Source organism: Shewanella youngdeokensis (assembly GCF_033180165.1).
Lineage (GTDB): Bacteria > Pseudomonadota > Gammaproteobacteria > Enterobacterales > Shewanellaceae > Shewanella > Shewanella youngdeokensis.
In genome coordinates this window covers 837,298-853,840 of sequence record NZ_CP136522.1, presented here as the reverse complement: position 1 = coordinate 853,840, position 16,543 = coordinate 837,298, and the positions used below count along the sequence as shown (strand labels likewise).

Annotated in this window: 10 protein-coding genes, 2 tRNA genes and 3 rRNA genes; 8 read left to right on the top strand and 7 right to left on the bottom strand. The window is 46.0% G+C overall.

Annotated elements, in window-relative coordinates; genetic code table 11:
* The first annotated feature begins 12 nt into the window (after positions 1-12).
* The 8 genes from mrdA (at position 13) to lipA (ending at position 8,230) form a co-directional block, all read left to right on the top strand.
* A complete protein-coding gene (mrdA, locus tag RGE70_RS03645) occupies positions 13-1,869 on the top strand; it encodes a penicillin-binding protein 2 (protein ID WP_310470188.1) in 1,857 nt (618 codons plus the stop codon).
* Complete coding sequence (gene rodA / locus RGE70_RS03640) at positions 1,866-2,972, top strand: rod shape-determining protein RodA (protein ID WP_310470187.1); 1,107 nt, start codon at positions 1,866-1,868, stop codon at positions 2,970-2,972. Before mrdA ends, rodA begins: the two co-directional genes overlap by 4 nt.
* A gap of 89 nt (positions 2,973-3,061) precedes the next feature.
* Entirely contained in the window at positions 3,062-4,060 is a 999-nt protein-coding gene (gene mltB / locus RGE70_RS03635; protein ID WP_310470186.1) for a lytic murein transglycosylase B, read from the top strand.
* Complete coding sequence (locus RGE70_RS03630) at positions 4,047-4,835, top strand: septal ring lytic transglycosylase RlpA family protein (RefSeq protein ID WP_310470185.1); 789 nt, start codon at positions 4,047-4,049, stop codon at positions 4,833-4,835. Before mltB ends, RGE70_RS03630 begins: the two co-directional genes overlap by 14 nt.
* A 104-nt stretch (positions 4,836-4,939) precedes the next feature.
* Positions 4,940-6,112 (top strand): serine hydrolase, encoded by a 1,173-nt coding sequence (locus RGE70_RS03625; RefSeq protein WP_310470184.1) that lies wholly within the window; start codon positions 4,940-4,942, stop codon positions 6,110-6,112.
* A gap of 141 nt (positions 6,113-6,253) precedes the next feature.
* Positions 6,254-6,520: a DUF493 family protein YbeD gene (ybeD, locus tag RGE70_RS03620; protein ID WP_310470183.1), complete on the top strand. Its 267-nt coding sequence runs from the start codon at positions 6,254-6,256 to the stop codon at positions 6,518-6,520.
* A gap of 91 nt (positions 6,521-6,611) precedes the next feature.
* Positions 6,612-7,268 (top strand): lipoyl(octanoyl) transferase LipB, encoded by a 657-nt coding sequence (gene lipB / locus RGE70_RS03615; protein ID WP_310470182.1) that lies wholly within the window; start codon positions 6,612-6,614, stop codon positions 7,266-7,268.
* Positions 7,265-8,230 (top strand): lipoyl synthase, encoded by a 966-nt coding sequence (lipA, locus tag RGE70_RS03610; RefSeq protein ID WP_310470181.1) that lies wholly within the window; start codon positions 7,265-7,267, stop codon positions 8,228-8,230. The genes lipB and lipA overlap by 4 nt, the downstream gene beginning before the upstream one ends.
* A 121-nt stretch (positions 8,231-8,351) precedes the next feature.
* Here the strand turns inward: lipA and rimI are convergent, their stop codons facing one another.
* The 7 genes from rimI to RGE70_RS03575 all read right to left on the bottom strand — a co-directional run bounded on the left by rimI (position 8,352) and on the right by RGE70_RS03575 (position 16,457).
* Positions 8,352-8,789 (bottom strand): ribosomal protein S18-alanine N-acetyltransferase, encoded by a 438-nt coding sequence (rimI, locus tag RGE70_RS03605; RefSeq protein WP_375087897.1) that lies wholly within the window; start codon positions 8,787-8,789, stop codon positions 8,352-8,354.
* Positions 8,786-9,136 carry a hypothetical protein gene (locus RGE70_RS03600; RefSeq protein WP_310470180.1) on the bottom strand — a complete coding sequence of 117 codons (351 nt, stop codon included), beginning with the start codon at positions 9,134-9,136 and terminating at the stop codon, positions 8,786-8,788. Before RGE70_RS03600 ends, rimI begins: the two co-directional genes overlap by 4 nt.
* A 135-nt stretch (positions 9,137-9,271) precedes the next feature.
* Positions 9,272-9,348 (bottom strand) — tRNA-Trp (locus tag RGE70_RS03595).
* A 292-nt stretch (positions 9,349-9,640) separates the two neighbouring features.
* Positions 9,641-9,717 (bottom strand) — tRNA-Trp (locus tag RGE70_RS03590).
* A 1,662-nt stretch (positions 9,718-11,379) separates the two neighbouring features.
* Positions 11,380-11,495 (bottom strand): 5S ribosomal RNA (gene rrf, locus RGE70_RS03585).
* A gap of 137 nt (positions 11,496-11,632) precedes the next feature.
* Positions 11,633-14,527 (bottom strand): 23S ribosomal RNA (locus RGE70_RS03580).
* A 387-nt stretch (positions 14,528-14,914) separates the two neighbouring features.
* Positions 14,915-16,457: ribosomal RNA gene (locus RGE70_RS03575) — 16S ribosomal RNA — on the bottom strand.
* Together the 16S, 23S and 5S rRNA genes form the textbook arrangement of a ribosomal RNA operon.
* Positions 16,458-16,543: the final 86 nt, after the last annotated feature.

Here is a 16,543-nt window from a genome sequence, read left to right as displayed (position 1 = left end):
GAGAAAGTGTAATTGTCCCCAAATAAGCGCATCACCATGAACGACCACGCAGCTGAAGCATCGCTGTTTAAACGTCGCGCTCTATTTACTTTTCTCTGTGTGTTAATTCTATTAAGCCTGCTGTTTGCCAACCTTTACCAACTGCAGATCCTTTCATTTAAAGATTACGAAACCCGCTCAAATGACAACCGAATTCGAGTTGTCCCAGTAGCCCCTAGTCGCGGACTGATTTACGACCGTCACGGGCAACTGCTGGCAGAGAACCAACCCTACTTCTCTTTAGAAATGGTGCCAGAAAAAGTTGACGACATCAGCGAAACATTAACACAGTTAAGCGAAGTCATTGCCCTTACTGACGACGAAAAACAATCCGTCATCAGCGCATTAAAATACCACCGCCGCTTTAAACCGTTAACCATCAAAAATAAACTTACTGAAGAACAAGTTGCCGTGTTTGGCGTAAACCAGCACAAATTCCCCGGCATTTCGGTCGAAGCAGGCCTTAAGCGGCATTACCCGTATAACGGGCTAATGACTCACGCACTCGGCTACGTGGGTAAAATTAATAGCCGCGACAAGAATTCACTTGAACAAAATAATAAGTGGGCAAATTACGCTGCTACCAAAGATATCGGTAAGCAAGGTATTGAGAAGTTTTACGAAAGCATATTACTGGGAAAACCTGGACACCTCGAAGAAGAGGTCAATAACCGTGGACGCACCATTCGTACCTTAAAGTCAGAATCACCGACACCGGGTCAAGATATCTACTTAACGTTAGATCTTAACTTACAGAAAAAAGCCATGGAGCTGCTGCATGGCCGCCGTGGTTCGGTGGTCGCCATTGACCCACGTGATGGCGGTATTTTAGCGTTGCTATCTAGTCCGACTTATGACCCTAATCAGTTTGTACATGGTATTAGCAGCAAAGCCTATAGTGAACTACTTAACTCTAAGTCTCGCCCGCTCATTAACAGAGCTACACAGGGGCAATACGCACCGGCTTCAACGGTAAAGCCTCACCTAGCTTTGCTGGGCTTAGAAAATAAAACCGTTTCGCGTAAAACCCGTATCTGGGACCCTGGATTTTGGCAGATCCCTGGGGTGGAGCGTAAGTATCGAGACTGGAAACGCTGGGGTCATGGCTGGGTGGATGTTAACAGTGCTATTGTGAGCTCCTGCGATATCTTTTTCTACGATTTAGCCTACAAAACCGGGGTCGATGCGATTGCAAACTTTATGGCGCCATTTGGTTTTGGAGAAAGCACAGGTGTTGATCTTTACGAAGAAACCACCGGCATACTACCTTCTAAAGAGTGGAAACGTTTACGCTACAATCAGCCTTGGTATATCGGCGATACAATTTCAGTCGGTATTGGTCAAGGTTACTGGACAACATCACCATTGCAACTGGCCAATGCCGCTGCGATCATGGCGAACAAAGGTCGTCGTTTTGTACCGCATTTGCTTAAATCAATTCAAGATGAAACAGCTAAAATAGATAGTCCGCCAGATGAGTTGCCCCCGATAGAGCTGAAAAACCCAAATAACTGGGACATCATCAATCAAGCCATGCGCAACACAGCGCACAAATCTCGCTTTACTGATGCCAAATATACCGCAGCAATGAAAACCGGTACTGCACAGGTATTTAGTGTGGCAGAAGATGAAAAATATGATGCAGACACCATTGACGAGAGCTTAAGAGATAACGCATTAATTATTGCTTATGCCCCTTATGAGAACCCGAAAATAGTACTTGCTGTGGTACTTGAAAATGCCGGTTGGGGAGGCGTTAACGCCGGGCCTGTGGCGCGCGCATTATTAGATGAGTACTTGCTAAGAGATTCCTGGGATGAAGCTAAATGAGCGCACATAACCATCGCCCAAACATATGGCAACGACTTCACATAGACTTGCCATTATTAGCCGGCTTATTAGCTTTGATGGGGTTCGGCCTCGTCGTGATCTACTCGGCTGGCGGGGAAGACCTAGCCCTAATGGAACGACAACTAGTCCGCATGGGTTTATCACTGGTGATTATGTTTGCCGTCGCGCAAATAAATCCTGAAGTACTCAGGCGCTGGGCATTTCCAATCTATTTAGCTGGCATTGTATTGCTGCTCGGAGTGCATTTTTTTGGCGAAATAAATAAAGGGGCTCAACGGTGGTTAAACCTCGGATTTATGGAGTTTCAGCCTTCAGAGCTGATTAAGCTGGCATTCCCTATCACTATGGCTTGGTATATCAGTAAGTTTCCGCTGCCGCCTAAAAAACGCTACTTGGCCGGAGCGGTGGTAATATTGTTACTACCGACACTACTGATCGCTAAACAACCCGATTTAGGCACCTCAATCCTTGTTGCAGCCTCAGGGATATTTGTGCTGTTTTTATCAGGTATGAGCTGGCGGATTGTAGTTGGTTTTATTAGCACCGTGATTGCGATGCTACCTGTGTTGTGGTTTTTTCTGATGCATGATTACCAACGCATTCGCGTTCTCACCTTGCTGGATCCACAAAAAGATCCTCTCGGAGCTGGTTATCATATTATCCAATCTAAAATTGCTATCGGCTCAGGCGGCCTGTGGGGCAAAGGTTGGCTAGAAGGAACTCAGTCGCAGTTAGAGTTTTTACCTGAACGTCATACCGATTTTATTTTTGCGGTGATCGGAGAAGAATTTGGCCTTATTGGCAGCTTACTACTGCTGTTTATGTACCTATACGTTATTGGTCGCGGGTTAGTGATAGCCTCTAGAGCGCAGACCAGCTTTGCCCGACTATTAGCCGGCAGTATAACCCTAACCTTCTTTGTATATATTTTTGTGAATATCGGTATGGTATCAGGCATTTTGCCCGTGGTAGGTGTGCCTTTACCATTAATAAGTTATGGTGGTACTTCAATGCTGACACTCATGACGGGGTTTGGTATTTTAATGAGTATTCATACTCATCGTCGGTACGTTGATAGGTAGAACAACTAGACCGATTGTTTCATTCGATAGCGCTTATCGTATTCAACAACTTTATAGGCGCTTTTCAATTACAGAGGATGGTATCGAAGATGACACTGATAAGCCGTTTTTTAGCACCTTTAGCGTTGGCAATTTTGTCTAGTACAGCCAATGCTGGTGAAGCCAAACCATCGGTAAATGCGCTTAAAGCAGAGTTTGTTAAGACTCAACAAACGCAGGGTTTTAGTGAAGCAGAGTCAATAGCTTTCATCGAAAACGCGCATTTTAACCAAGCAGTTATCGACGCAATGACCAAACCATGGGAAGCCAAACCATGGCATCAATATTACCCTATTTTTCTAACCGAAAAACGTTTGGATGCAGGGCTCAAATTCTGGAAAAAGCATGCATCAACCATCGATAAGGCAGCGAAAGAGTTTCAAGTCGACCCACAAATTATTGTCGCTATTATTGGTATTGAAACCTTCTATGGTGGCTACATGGGTAACTACCCCGTAAAAGATGCGTTATATACATTAGGGTTTCATTACCCACCAAGAGCCACATTCTTCAGAAGTGAGTTTGCCAACCTACAAGCTTTGATTAAAGAAGAAGGCCTAGATCTTGATAATCTAAAAGGCTCATATGCTGGCGCCATGGGCTTTGGGCAGTTTATCCCTTCCAGCTACCGCCACTACTCAGTAGACTTTGACAACGACGGTCGCCGCGACTTACTCAATAGCCCCGTTGACGCCATTGGCAGTGTCGCCAATTACTTTCATCAACATGGTTGGCAACAAAACCAACCTGTCGCACTAAAACTTGCGGTGACATCGGCTTTACCTGCTACAGTACAAACATGGGCAGGTGAAAAGATGCATTATACCGTTGCTGACATTTTATCGCCCAGCGTTGCCTTAGCTAAATCGGTTGATATTGATATCTCGCAACCTGCATTAGTCATTGCGCTAGAGCAAGCTGACCATAGCGAACACTGGTTAGGGCTGAAAAACTTTTACGTGATCACCCGGTACAATCGCAGCCCGCTTTACGCTATGGCTGTATATCAATTTAGTCAGGAATTAAAAAACGCTTATGCTGCGCATTAACTCGCTTGCCGTAATTTTGTTAGTCAGCCTCTTAGCTGCTTGCTCGAGTCATCAGCAAAGTCGCTACCAGCTTACTAATGATGAAGCACCGACTTCAGCACCTGATGTTTCTAAGGTTGAAGATGCTCACCCTAAATTTGAGCCCTACAGCCGCGGTGGCAATAAAAAAAATTACACCGTTTTAGGTAAAACATATCAAGTAATGGATAGCGCAGAAGGCTACCAAGCCGAAGGTATCGCCTCTTGGTATGGCGCTAAGTTTCATGGCCATTTGACCTCTAATGGCGAAACCTATGATATGTATTCAATGTCAGCTGCACATAAAAGCCTGCCACTGCCTAGCTATGTTCGCGTAACGAATGTTAAAAATAACAAGCAAGTGATTGTCAGGGTTAACGACCGCGGCCCGTTCCATGAAGATAGACTAATAGACTTGTCTTATGCTGCCGCACATCGGTTAGATATGCTAAAAACGGGTACCGCTAACGTACACTTAGAGGCTATCCATATTGCCAACCCAGAGTCCGCGGCTTTAGCCGAGTTAAAAGGCAATGCCCAGCACTATATACAAATAGTGGCCTCTTCAAATAAAGCCAAGTTAACGACGTTAGCTAAAGATTTAGAGCAAACATACCAAGTAAAAAGTCGCATCCAGCAGACAAACAATTTATACCGTTTACAACTGGGTCCGATTGGGCAAGCCCCGTTGGCAACCAAACTGACAGCAACATTAAAACAGCAAGGTTACCCACACAGCTACCTAATAACAGAATGAAACAAGATTAATGAACCTATAAACGAATTCGGTTGTCCACTAATGATATACTTTACGGAACATCGCTTTCATCATACCTAAACATAAAGACGTGCATGATTAATATGAATTTATTAAACCAAACAATAAAAACGCTTTTGCTAGCGACCTCAGTCGCCGCCTTATCTGCACAAGCAGCTCCTGTAATGACACCTAATGCACCGACTGTGGCAGCCAAAGCCTATGTGCTACTTGACTACAACACAGGCCAAATTATTGCTGAAAACAACGCATATGAAAGCCTCAACCCTGCTAGTTTGACCAAAATGATGACCAGTTATGTAATTGGTCATGAAATTAAAGTCGGTAATATTTCACCATCTGATGAAGTCACTATTAGCGAAAACGCCTGGTCTAAAAACTTCCCCGACTCTTCAAAAATGTTTATTGAAGTCGGCAAAACAGTGTCAGTTGAAGAGCTTAACAAAGGGATTATCATTCAATCAGGTAATGATGCGTGTGTTGCTATGGCTGAGCATATTGCCGGTACCGAGGATGGCTTTGTTGACCTGATGAACTCGTGGGCCAAACAGTTAAGCATGCAAGACAGTTACTTTGAAAACTCACACGGTCTTGATTCAGATAACCACAAAACCACCGCTTATGATATGGCGATCCTTGGCGCTGCAATCATCCGTGACGTGCCTGAAGAGTACGCGGTTTACAAAGAAAAATCATTTACTTATAACGGCATAAAACAATACAACCGTAACGGACTATTGTGGGATAAAAGCTTAAGCGTTGACGGCATAAAAACCGGCCACACATCTGGCGCAGGCTACAACCTTGTCACCTCTGCAACTAAAGACAGCATGCGTTTAATTTCAGTAGTGATGGGTACTAAGAGCGAATCAGCCCGTAAAGCTGAAAGCAAAAAACTACTCAACTATGGCTTCCGCTTTTTCGAAACCGTCACACCGTATCAAGCGGGTGATAGTTTTGTAACGCAGCAAATCTGGTTTGGCGATAGAGACACCATCGATTTAGGTGTAACCACTGATACACCAATTACCATTAGTCGTGGTCAAGCTAAAAACCTCCAAGCTAATTTTGAGCTCACCAAAGAGCTAAAAGCACCGATGGCAAAAGGCGAAACGGTAGGCCGTATATACTTCCAACTAAACGGAAAAGATATAGCGCAGTTCCCGTTAGTCACGCTGCAAGAAATCAACGAAGGCAGCTGGTTTAGCCAACTGATGGATTACTTCAAGCAAATGTTTGCTGGCTGGTTTAGCTAAGCCATCCCTTGTGAGATAAAGCCACCTTTGGGTGGCTTTTTACGTTAAAGCATTTCACCTACACCGATTACATGATAACTGGGCTTGAATTAGCTATAATCGGCACCATATCACTGCTATTGAAATTACTGAGACAAAAATATGTTAGATACCAAATTTGATGAATTAATGGAGTTCCCTAACTCATTCCCTTTTAAAGTGGTAGGCGATGCAAGTGACACTCTTGCTGACCGTGTTGTTGCCGTAGTTCAAAGCTCGGTACCAGGTGACTATGCCCCATCAACAAAAGTCTCCAGCAAAGGAACTTACCACTCAGTGACAATTCGCGTGACCGTTACAAGCAAGGAACATGTTGAGCAACTGTATACCGATCTTGCCGCAATTGATGGCGTAAAACGCGTTCTGTAATATTACTCATTACTGATAAATGTGATCCGTCTTACATTTATCAAATTGGGGCGTATAATAGCGGCACTTATCTTTTAGGGAGAGGTTGCCCTTGCCAGACAGTACTTTGCAGATTCGGCACCTAGGAAAACAAGATTACGAATCAGTGTGGCATGCAATGCAGCACTACACTGATCACCGCGATCAAAACAGCCCAGATCAAATCTGGGTTGTTGAACACACGCCCGTATTTACTCAAGGCCAAGCTGGTAAGAGTGAGCACATATTAAATCCTGGCGACATCCCGGTTATACAAGTTGACCGCGGTGGACAAGTGACTTACCACGGTCCCGGACAATTAGTTATATACCCCCTGCTTGATATCAAACGCCTTAAAGTAGGCGTGCGTCAACTCGTTACCCATATTGAACAAAGTATCGTGAACATGCTCAAAAGTTATGACGTCAATGCTTATGCAAAGGCTGATGCACCTGGGGTTTACGTAGAAGAACGCAAAATAGCATCGCTCGGTTTACGGATCCGAAAAGGGTGTTCTTTCCATGGGTTAGCCCTCAATGTCGATATGGATATGTCACCTTTTCAGCGCATCAACCCCTGCGGTTATGCTGGCATGGAAATGATCCAATGCAAGCAGCTCGGTGGCCCACAAACTGTCGAAGAAGCTGGCAAGCAGTTAATTGAAAACTTTAGCCAAGAGCTCGGAATAAACAACCTGGTTCATTATCAAGGATTACCAGAGTCATTATGAATAGACCTGAAAGATTACAACCTGGCGTTAAGTTAAGAGACGCTGAAAAAGTGTCGCGCATTCCTATTAAAGTTGTCCCTTCTGAGCCCGAAACTATGCTTAGAAAGCCAGACTGGTTGCGCGTAAGACTTCCAGCGTCTAACCAACGCATTACAGAGATCAAACAAGCGTTACGCAACAATGGACTGCACTCGGTTTGTGAAGAAGCATCTTGCCCTAACCTCTCAGAATGCTTTAACCACGGTACAGCTACCTTTATGATTTTAGGCGCCATATGTACTCGACGCTGCCCGTTCTGTGATGTCGCCCATGGACGACCGCTAACACCTGATGCAGGAGAGCCAAAAAAGCTCGCTCAAACCATTAAGGACATGAAGCTCAAATATGTCGTCATCACCTCAGTTGATCGTGACGATCTGCGCGACGGGGGAGCGCAGCACTTTGCTGACTGTATCCGAGAAATCCGCCTACTAAACCCCCATACTAAGATTGAAATCTTAGTGCCGGACTTTCGTGGCCGCATCGACAGAGCGCTGGATATTTTGGCGACTGAGCCACCAGATGTGTTCAACCACAATCTAGAAACAGCGCCGATGCACTATCGAAAAGCGCGGCCAGGTGCTAACTACCAATGGTCACTTGACCTATTGAAAAAGTTTAAAGACCGCCATCCACATATACCGACTAAGTCAGGCTTAATGATGGGGCTAGGGGAAAGCAACGAAGAGATAGCACAGGTACTACACGATCTGCGTGCTCATAACGTTGAAATGCTGACCTTAGGGCAATACTTGCAACCTTCTAAGTTCCACCTCCCTGTTGAACGCTACGTGCCTCCAGGCGAATTTGATGAATTAAAAGTTCTCGCCGAGAGCATTGGCTTTACTCATGCAGCATGTGGACCACTGGTTCGCTCAAGTTACCATGCCGATCTTCAGGCACAGGGCAAAGAAGTAAAGTAACTGCTTTAGTGTAAGAAAGATAAAAAAAATAGCGCCAATCTGGCGCTATTTTTTTTATCTTCTCCATGGCTTTCACTATCAAAATGCGCAAAGTCTAATTATTCATTAGCACATAATATGCTTACAACGTCAGCGTCATTAATATCGCATCTTCAGGCTCACAAACCGTCTTATAATAGCCTTTACGTACTCCTGTTAATTCGAAGCCAGCTTTTTGGTATAACGCCCTAGCACCAACACTTGAAGCTCGTACTTCAAGCAATAACATTTCAGCCCCTTTTGCTTGCGCTTGTCCTATCACTGTATTGAGTAATGCTTTACCGTAGCCCTTCCCCTGATGAACCGGCTCAACACAAATATCCATTAAGGTGGCATCTTCGAAGATCTGATGCAATATTGCAAAACCACATAATTCATTGTCCTCATACACCCCAAAACACGTGTATAACGCCCCAAAACAAGTCTTAATCGTCGACTCGCTCATTGGGTGACTATGTGCTTTCGCAGCAATGGAAGCCATCTTAGAGGCCGATACAGCAGCAATACTAACAACTTTCACTGTGAGTCCTTTTTAACGATAAAAGGTTGCATATTACGCCAGAGTAACTGTTTTGCTTCGCGGTCTGATTCGAGCACGTTAATTGGTGCCGACATTAAAGTAGTGTCACTATTTTGTGCATGCTTACCGCGCATATCCCAAATTACTTTTGAGTGTGGTTCAGCATTCGTGGCAAAGCGAACTTGGTTACGTTCACACCCAAGCAACTCAAGTACTTTAGTTATAATAGGACTATCGGTTTGATTTAGTCGGCGTGGGGTCACCAGTACCGTTAATAACTCAGGCTTTAACTCAGGCTTTACCCAACGAGTTACACCCATAGCATCTAAGTAATCACTCGATTTCATATTGGCTCAAAAGGAACATTGTTAGATGTAGAATAGCAGCTCACTCACCAGCTTGTGAAGCCTAGATACTAAACGTAAAAGTGAGTAAATTACAGATGCAAAAAAGCCGAGCTAATGCTCGGCTTTTTCTATATTTGGCAGGGGTGGGGAGACTCGAACTCACAACATGCGGTTTTGGAGACCGCCGCTCTACCAATTGGAGCTACACCCCTGTTGACGAGACGCATTATGCGTAAACTGACTTAAAAGGTAAAGTACTTTTTAAAGCAAACTGGCTGACTGCGCTTTTTTCAATCACCGAGCTATATAAAGTGCAATTTTAATACAATAAAAAACCAGTTGATAACCATTCCATCAGCCCAAAAGCTGAAGTCATAACTTAGCTTATAGAACATATTTATAGGGATCATCTGCACTCAACAGACATGGTAAACATAGCAAACTTAGTAGCCTTGTGTAGACAGATGCAAAAAAGCCGAGCTAATGCTCGGCTTTTTCTATATTTGGCAGGGGTGGGGAGACTCGAACTCACAACATGCGGTTTTGGAGACCGCCGCTCTACCAATTGGAGCTACACCCCTGTTGAAGTTGTTACTATGCGCAAAGAGACTGAAAAGGTAAAGTACTTTATTATACCAAGCTTGTTGACCGCGACTTTTTTAACCGACAAGCGCATAAACCCCGCAATTATGCGCCACATTGACCAGTAATATTCGTGTGAATGAACAGATCTTTACAGAAAATAGCTAATGGGGTACAAAAGCTGTTGGTAGCCAACGTATCGCCCAACCCAGCACCAACTCGATATAATAGCCCTCCCCATGGCGGATTTAACTTTTACAGCAATGTATTTATCATAACCTAAGCAATCAAATTACTGCGATGCTATTTAAAGTTAAGTTCCACCGATTGCAATAAAGTGACAATATTTTAAGTAATATTAATGTCGCCAATAAAACACAATTACCCCATCAAAGTTAATACGCAAACCATGTTAGCGATAAAAACTTCCTTATCGTGTTCCCGCCCATACATCGGCATGAACCCCAAATAAGTGCACGAAAAACGAACCTCTAAACGGCTATCAAACAGACACCTCAGCGACAACAAACGTCTAATAAAAACATCGCCTTACTCTACTTAATTGGTTTGTCACTCACGTTCTAAAATGAGGTTCCATAATTATCCGTAAGGTATAAGCTCCGCTCAATGTAGCGCAGTTGAGTTACCTGATCACCTTCGCATAGGTATATAAAACGCACTATATGTGGCATCGAACTTAGCGTGCTGACCTATTAATAAAACTGCTCAAGCCATAAACCGAAAATGTGAAAACCCACTAAATAGTCGCGAGTTTTGATACTGATCCGGCGCTTCAAAATATCCGACTCTCACATGGGCATAGCGGCCACACGACTTGGTTTCGAGCTTAAAATACTAGAATGTAGAGCGCTAACCTATTAATACAGCAGTCTAAAGCAGCCCAATCCATAAATCGTAGACGTAAAAAAGCCCGCTACAGCGTAGCGGGCTCTTCACTTATTAGGCGCCTGAGAATGACGTACTCTCACATGGGCATAGCGGCCACACGACTTTGTTTCGAGTTTAGAGCACTAGAATGTAGAGCGCTAACCTATTAATACAGCAGCCTAAAGCAGCCCAGGCCATAAATCGTAGACGTAAAAAAGCCCGCTACAGCGTAGCGGGCTCTTCACTTATTAGGCGCCTGGAAATGACGTACTCTCACATGGGCATAGCGGCCACACGGCTTTGTATCGAGCTTAGAGCACTAGAATGTAGAGCGATAACCTTTTAATAAAGCTACCTAAAGCAGCCCAATCCATAAATCGCAGACGCAAAAAAGCCCGCTACAGCGTAGCGGGCTCTTCACTTATTAGGCGCCTGAAAATATCCTACTCTCACATGGACATAGCGGCCATACGACTTTGTTTAGTCTTTATCGATGACACTGATAAGCCTTAACGGTTTGAAAATGGCTCATGCCATAAATCGAAGATGTGAAAACCCACTAAATAGTCTCGTAGCGAGTTTTGATACTGAACCGGCGCTTCAAAATATCCTACCCTCGCATGGGCATAGCGGCCACACGACTTTGTTTCGAGTTTAGAGCACTAGAATGCAGAGCGCTAACCTATTAATACAGCAGCCTAAAGCAGCCCAGGCCATAAATCGCAGACGCAAAAAAGCCCGCTACAGCGTAGCGGGCTCTTCACTTATTAGGCGCCTGGAAATGACCTACTCTCACATGGGGAAACCCCACACTACCATCGGCGATACTGCGTTTCACTTCTGAGTTCGGAATGGGATCAGGTGGTACCACAGCTCTATGGTCTCCAGACAAATTTGGGAAATTTGAAAAGCTGTTACTCACTTACGCAAGTAAACTGAAATCTATTATTGAGTCACACAACATTAAGTGCTTCTAATTCTGATACTGTAAAAACATCAGTCTCATACAAAACCCATCAGGGTTGTATGGTTAAGCCTCACGAGTCATTAGTACAGGTTAGCTCAACGCCTCACAACGCTTACACACCCTGCCTATCAACGTCCTAGTCTCGAACGGCTCTTTAGAGGAATTAAATTCCTAGGGATGACTCATCTTAGGACTCGCTTCCCGCTTAGATGCTTTCAGCGGTTATCGATTCCGAACGTAGCTACCGGGCAATGCTATTGGCATAACAACCCGAACACCAGCGGTTCGTCCACTCCGGTCCTCTCGTACTAGGAGCAGCTTCCTTCAATCATCCAACGCCCACGGCAGATAGGGACCGAACTGTCTCACGACGTTCTGAACCCAGCTCGCGTACCACTTTAAATGGCGAACAGCCATACCCTTGGGACCGACTTCAGCCCCAGGATGTGATGAGCCGACATCGAGGTGCCAAACACCGCCGTCGATATGAACTCTTGGGCGGTATCAGCCTGTTATCCCCGGCGTACCTTTTATCCGTTGAGCGATGGCCCTTCCATTCAGAACCACCGGATCACTATGACCTACTTTCGTACCTGCTCGACGTGTATGTCTCGCAGTTAAGCTGGCTTATGCCATTGCACTAACCGTACGATGTCCGACCGTACTTAGCCAACCTTCGTGCTCCTCCGTTACTCTTTGGGAGGAGACCGCCCCAGTCAAACTACCCACCAGGCACTGTCCCGAACCCCGATTCAGGGGCCGCGGTTAGAACATCAAAACTACAAGGGTGGTATTTCAAGGACGACTCCACAACATCTAGCGACGTCGCTTCAAAGTCTCCCACCTATCCTACACATGTAGGTTCAATGTTCAGTGCCAAGCTATAGTAAAGGTGCACGGGGTCTTTCCGTCTAGCCGCGGGTATACGGCATCTTCACCGCAATTTCAACTTCACTGAGTCTCGGCTGGAGACAGCGTGGCCATCATTACGCCATTCGTGCAGGTCGGAACTTACCCGACAAGGAATTTCGCTACCTTAGGACCGTTATAGTTACGGCCGCCGTTTACCGGGGCTTCGATCATGAGCTTCTCCGAAGATAACCCAATCAATTAACCTTCCGGCACCGGGCAGGCGTCATACCGTATACTTCCTCTTGCGAGTTTGCACAGTACTGTGTTTTTGATAAACAGTTGCAGCCACCTGGTATCTGCGACTGCCAACAGCTTAGGAAGCAAGTTCCATCACCGTCGGCAGCGTACCTTCTCCCGAAGTTACGGTACCATTTTGCCTAGTTCCTTCAGCCGAGTTCTCTCAAGCGCCTTGGTATTCTCTACCCAACCACCTGTGTCGGTTTGGGGTACGATTCCTACTAACCTGAAGCTTAGAAGATTTTCCTGGAAGCATGGCATCAACTACTTCATCACCTTAGTGACTCGTCATCAGCTCTCAGCCTTAAGTAAACCCGGATTTGCCTAAGTTTACAGCCTACAACCTTAAACGCGGACAACCAACGCCGCGCTAGCCTAGCCTTCTCCGTCTCTCCATCGCAGTTAGCAGAAGTACAGGAATATTAACCTGTTTCCCATCGATTACGCCTTTCGGCCTCACCTTAGGGGTCGACTCACCCTGCCCTGATTAACATTGGACAGGAACCCTTGGTCTTTCGGCGAGGGAGTTTTTCACTCCCTTTATCGTTACTCATGTCAGCATTCGCACTTCTGATACCTCCAGTGTGGGTTACCCCTTCACCTTCAACGGCTTACAGAACGCTCCTCTACCGCTTGCTAGTAAACTAGCAAACCCATAGCTTCGGTGTATTGCTTAGCCCCGTTAAATCTTCCGCGCAGGCCGACTCGACTAGTGAGCTATTACGCTTTCTTTAAATGATGGCTGCTTCTAAGCCAACATCCTAGCTGTCTAAGCCTTCCCACATCGTTTCCCACTTAGCAATAACTTTGGGACCTTAGCTGATGGTCTGGGTTGTTTCCCTTTTCACGACGGACGTTAGCACCCGCCGTGTGTCTCCCGAGTAGTACTCATTGGTATTCGGAGTTTGCAAAGGGTTGGTAAGTCGGGATGACCCCCTAGCCTTAACAGTGCTCTACCCCCAATGGTATTCGCTCGAGGCGCTACCTAAATAGCTTTCGAGGAGAACCAGATATCTCCCGGTTTGATTGGCCTTTCACCCCCAGCCACAAGTCATCCGCTCATTTTTCAACATAAGTCGGTTCGGTCCTCCAGTTGATGTTACTCAACCTTCAACCTGCCCATGGCTAGATCACCGGGTTTCGGGTCTACACCTTGCAACTAAACGCGCAGTTAACACTCGGTTTCCCTACGGCTCCGCTATTCGCTTAACCTCGCTACAAAATGTAAGTCGCTGACCCATTATACAAAAGGTACGCAGTCACGGTCTCAAGAACCGCTCCCACTGCTTGTACGTATACGGTTTCAGGTTCTATTTCACTCCCCTCACAGGGGTTCTTTTCGCCTTTCCCTCACGGTACTGGTTCACTATCGGTCAGTCAGGAGTATTTAGCCTTGGAGGATGGTCCCCCCATATTCAGACAAGATGTCACGTGTCCCGTCCTACTCGTTTTCACGTAAAGTTAGTTTTCATGTACGGGGCTATCACCCTGTGCCGCTGTGCTTTCCAACACATTCCACTAACACCCTCTACGCTTAAGGGCTAATCCCCGTTCGCTCGCCGCTACTAGGGGAATCTCGGTTGATTTCTTTTCCTCCGGGTACTTAGATGTTTCAGTTCCCCGGGTTTGCCTCACAACACTATGTATTCATGTTGTGATACATGCTTATGCATGTGGGTTTCCCCATTCGGACATCGTTAGCTCAAATGCTTGTTACTAGCTCGCCAACGCTTTTCGCAAGTTACTACGTCCTTCATCGCCTCTGACTGCCAAGGCATCCACCATATACGCTTAGTCACTTAACCATACAACCCAAATAAGTCTCTATGAGAAATACCCGTTGTTTCAAGCGGGTAAGCTCAAAACAGTCGTATCGTAACTAATGGTTTCTACTTTCGCCAAAATTAGAATTTTTAACTCATTGCCGTTAAGCAATAAGCCAAGACACTTAATGTTTAAGTGTTTAGAACTCAATTTTTTAATTTCGCATTAACGCTATAAACAACAATACGAATAATCGTAATCGCTGTCCCTTTCACGTTAACACTATCAGCTTTCCAAATTTTTAAAGAACGATATCACTGCAACTTGGCAGGATATTTTGTCGCTCACCTCTATAAAGAGGAGAACAAGCAATCTGTGTGAACACTCAAACGTATTTGCATACTTCAGATGCGAGTTAGTCGTATAGGTAAGGAGGTGATCCAGCCCCAGGTTCCCCTAGGGCTACCTTGTTACGACTTCACCCCAGTCATGAACCACACCGTGGTAAACGCCCTCCCGAAGGTTAAGCTATCTACTTCTGGTGCAGCCCACTCCCATGGTGTGACGGGCGGTGTGTACAAGGCCCGGGAACGTATTCACCGTGGCATTCTGATCCACGATTACTAGCGATTCCGACTTCACGGAGTCGAGTTGCAGACTCCGATCCGGACTACGACCGGCTTTATGAGATTAGCTCCACCTCGCGGCTTCGCAACCCTCTGTACCGACCATTGTAGCACGTGTGTAGCCCTACTCGTAAGGGCCATGATGACTTGACGTCGTCCCCACCTTCCTCCGGTTTATCACCGGCAGTCTCCCTAAAGTTCCCACCATTACGTGCTGGCAAATAAGGATAAGGGTTGCGCTCGTTGCGGGACTTAACCCAACATTTCACAACACGAGCTGACGACAGCCATGCAGCACCTGTCTCAGAGTTCCCGAAGGCACTAAGCTATCTCTAGCGAATTCTCTGGATGTCAAGAGTAGGTAAGGTTCTTCGCGTTGCATCGAATTAAACCACATGCTCCACCGCTTGTGCGGGCCCCCGTCAATTCATTTGAGTTTTAACCTTGCGGCCGTACTCCCCAGGCGGTCTACTTAATGCGTTAGCTTGAGAACCCAGTGTTCAAGACACCAAATTCCGAGTAGACATCGTTTACGGCGTGGACTACCAGGGTATCTAATCCTGTTTGCTCCCCACGCTTTCGTACATGAGCGTCAGTCTTTGTCCAGGGGGCCGCCTTCGCCACCGGTATTCCTTCAGATCTCTACGCATTTCACCGCTACACCTGAAATTCTACCCCCCTCTACAAGACTCTAGTTTGCCAGTTCGAAATGCAGTTCCTAGGTTGAGCCCAGGGCTTTCACATCTCGCTTAACAAACCGCCTGCGTACGCTTTACGCCCAGTAATTCCGATTAACGCTTGCACCCCTCGTATTACCGCGGCTGCTGGCACGAAGTTAGCCGGTGCTTCTTCTGCGAGTAACGTCACACCCAAGCGCTATTAACACTTGAACTTTCCTCCTCGCTGAAAGTACTTTACAACCCGAAGGCCTTCTTCATACACGCGGCATGGCTGCATCAGGCTTTCGCCCATTGTGCAATATTCCCCACTGCTGCCTCCCGTAGGAGTCTGGACCGTGTCTCAGTTCCAGTGTGGCTGATCATCCTCTCAGACCAGCTAGGGATCGTCGCCTTGGTAAGCCATTACCTTACCAACTAGCTAATCCCACCTAGGTTCATCCAATCGCGGAAGGCCCGAAGGTCCCCTCCTTTCCCCCGTAGGGCGTATGCGGTATTAGCAGTCGTTTCCAACTGTTATCCCCCTCGACTGGGCAGATACCTAGGCATTACTCACCCGTCCGCCGCTCGTCACCTCAGGAGCAAGCTCCCTTGTGTTACCGCTCGACTTGCATGTGTTAGGCCTGCCGCCAGCGTTCAATCTGAGCCATGATCAAACTCTTCAATTAAAGTTTTTTGCTTTACTCGGTTAAGAGCAAAGCGGCTCAATGAATTATACTGTTTTTCAAAAGCCCGAAGACTTTCGAAGTTTACA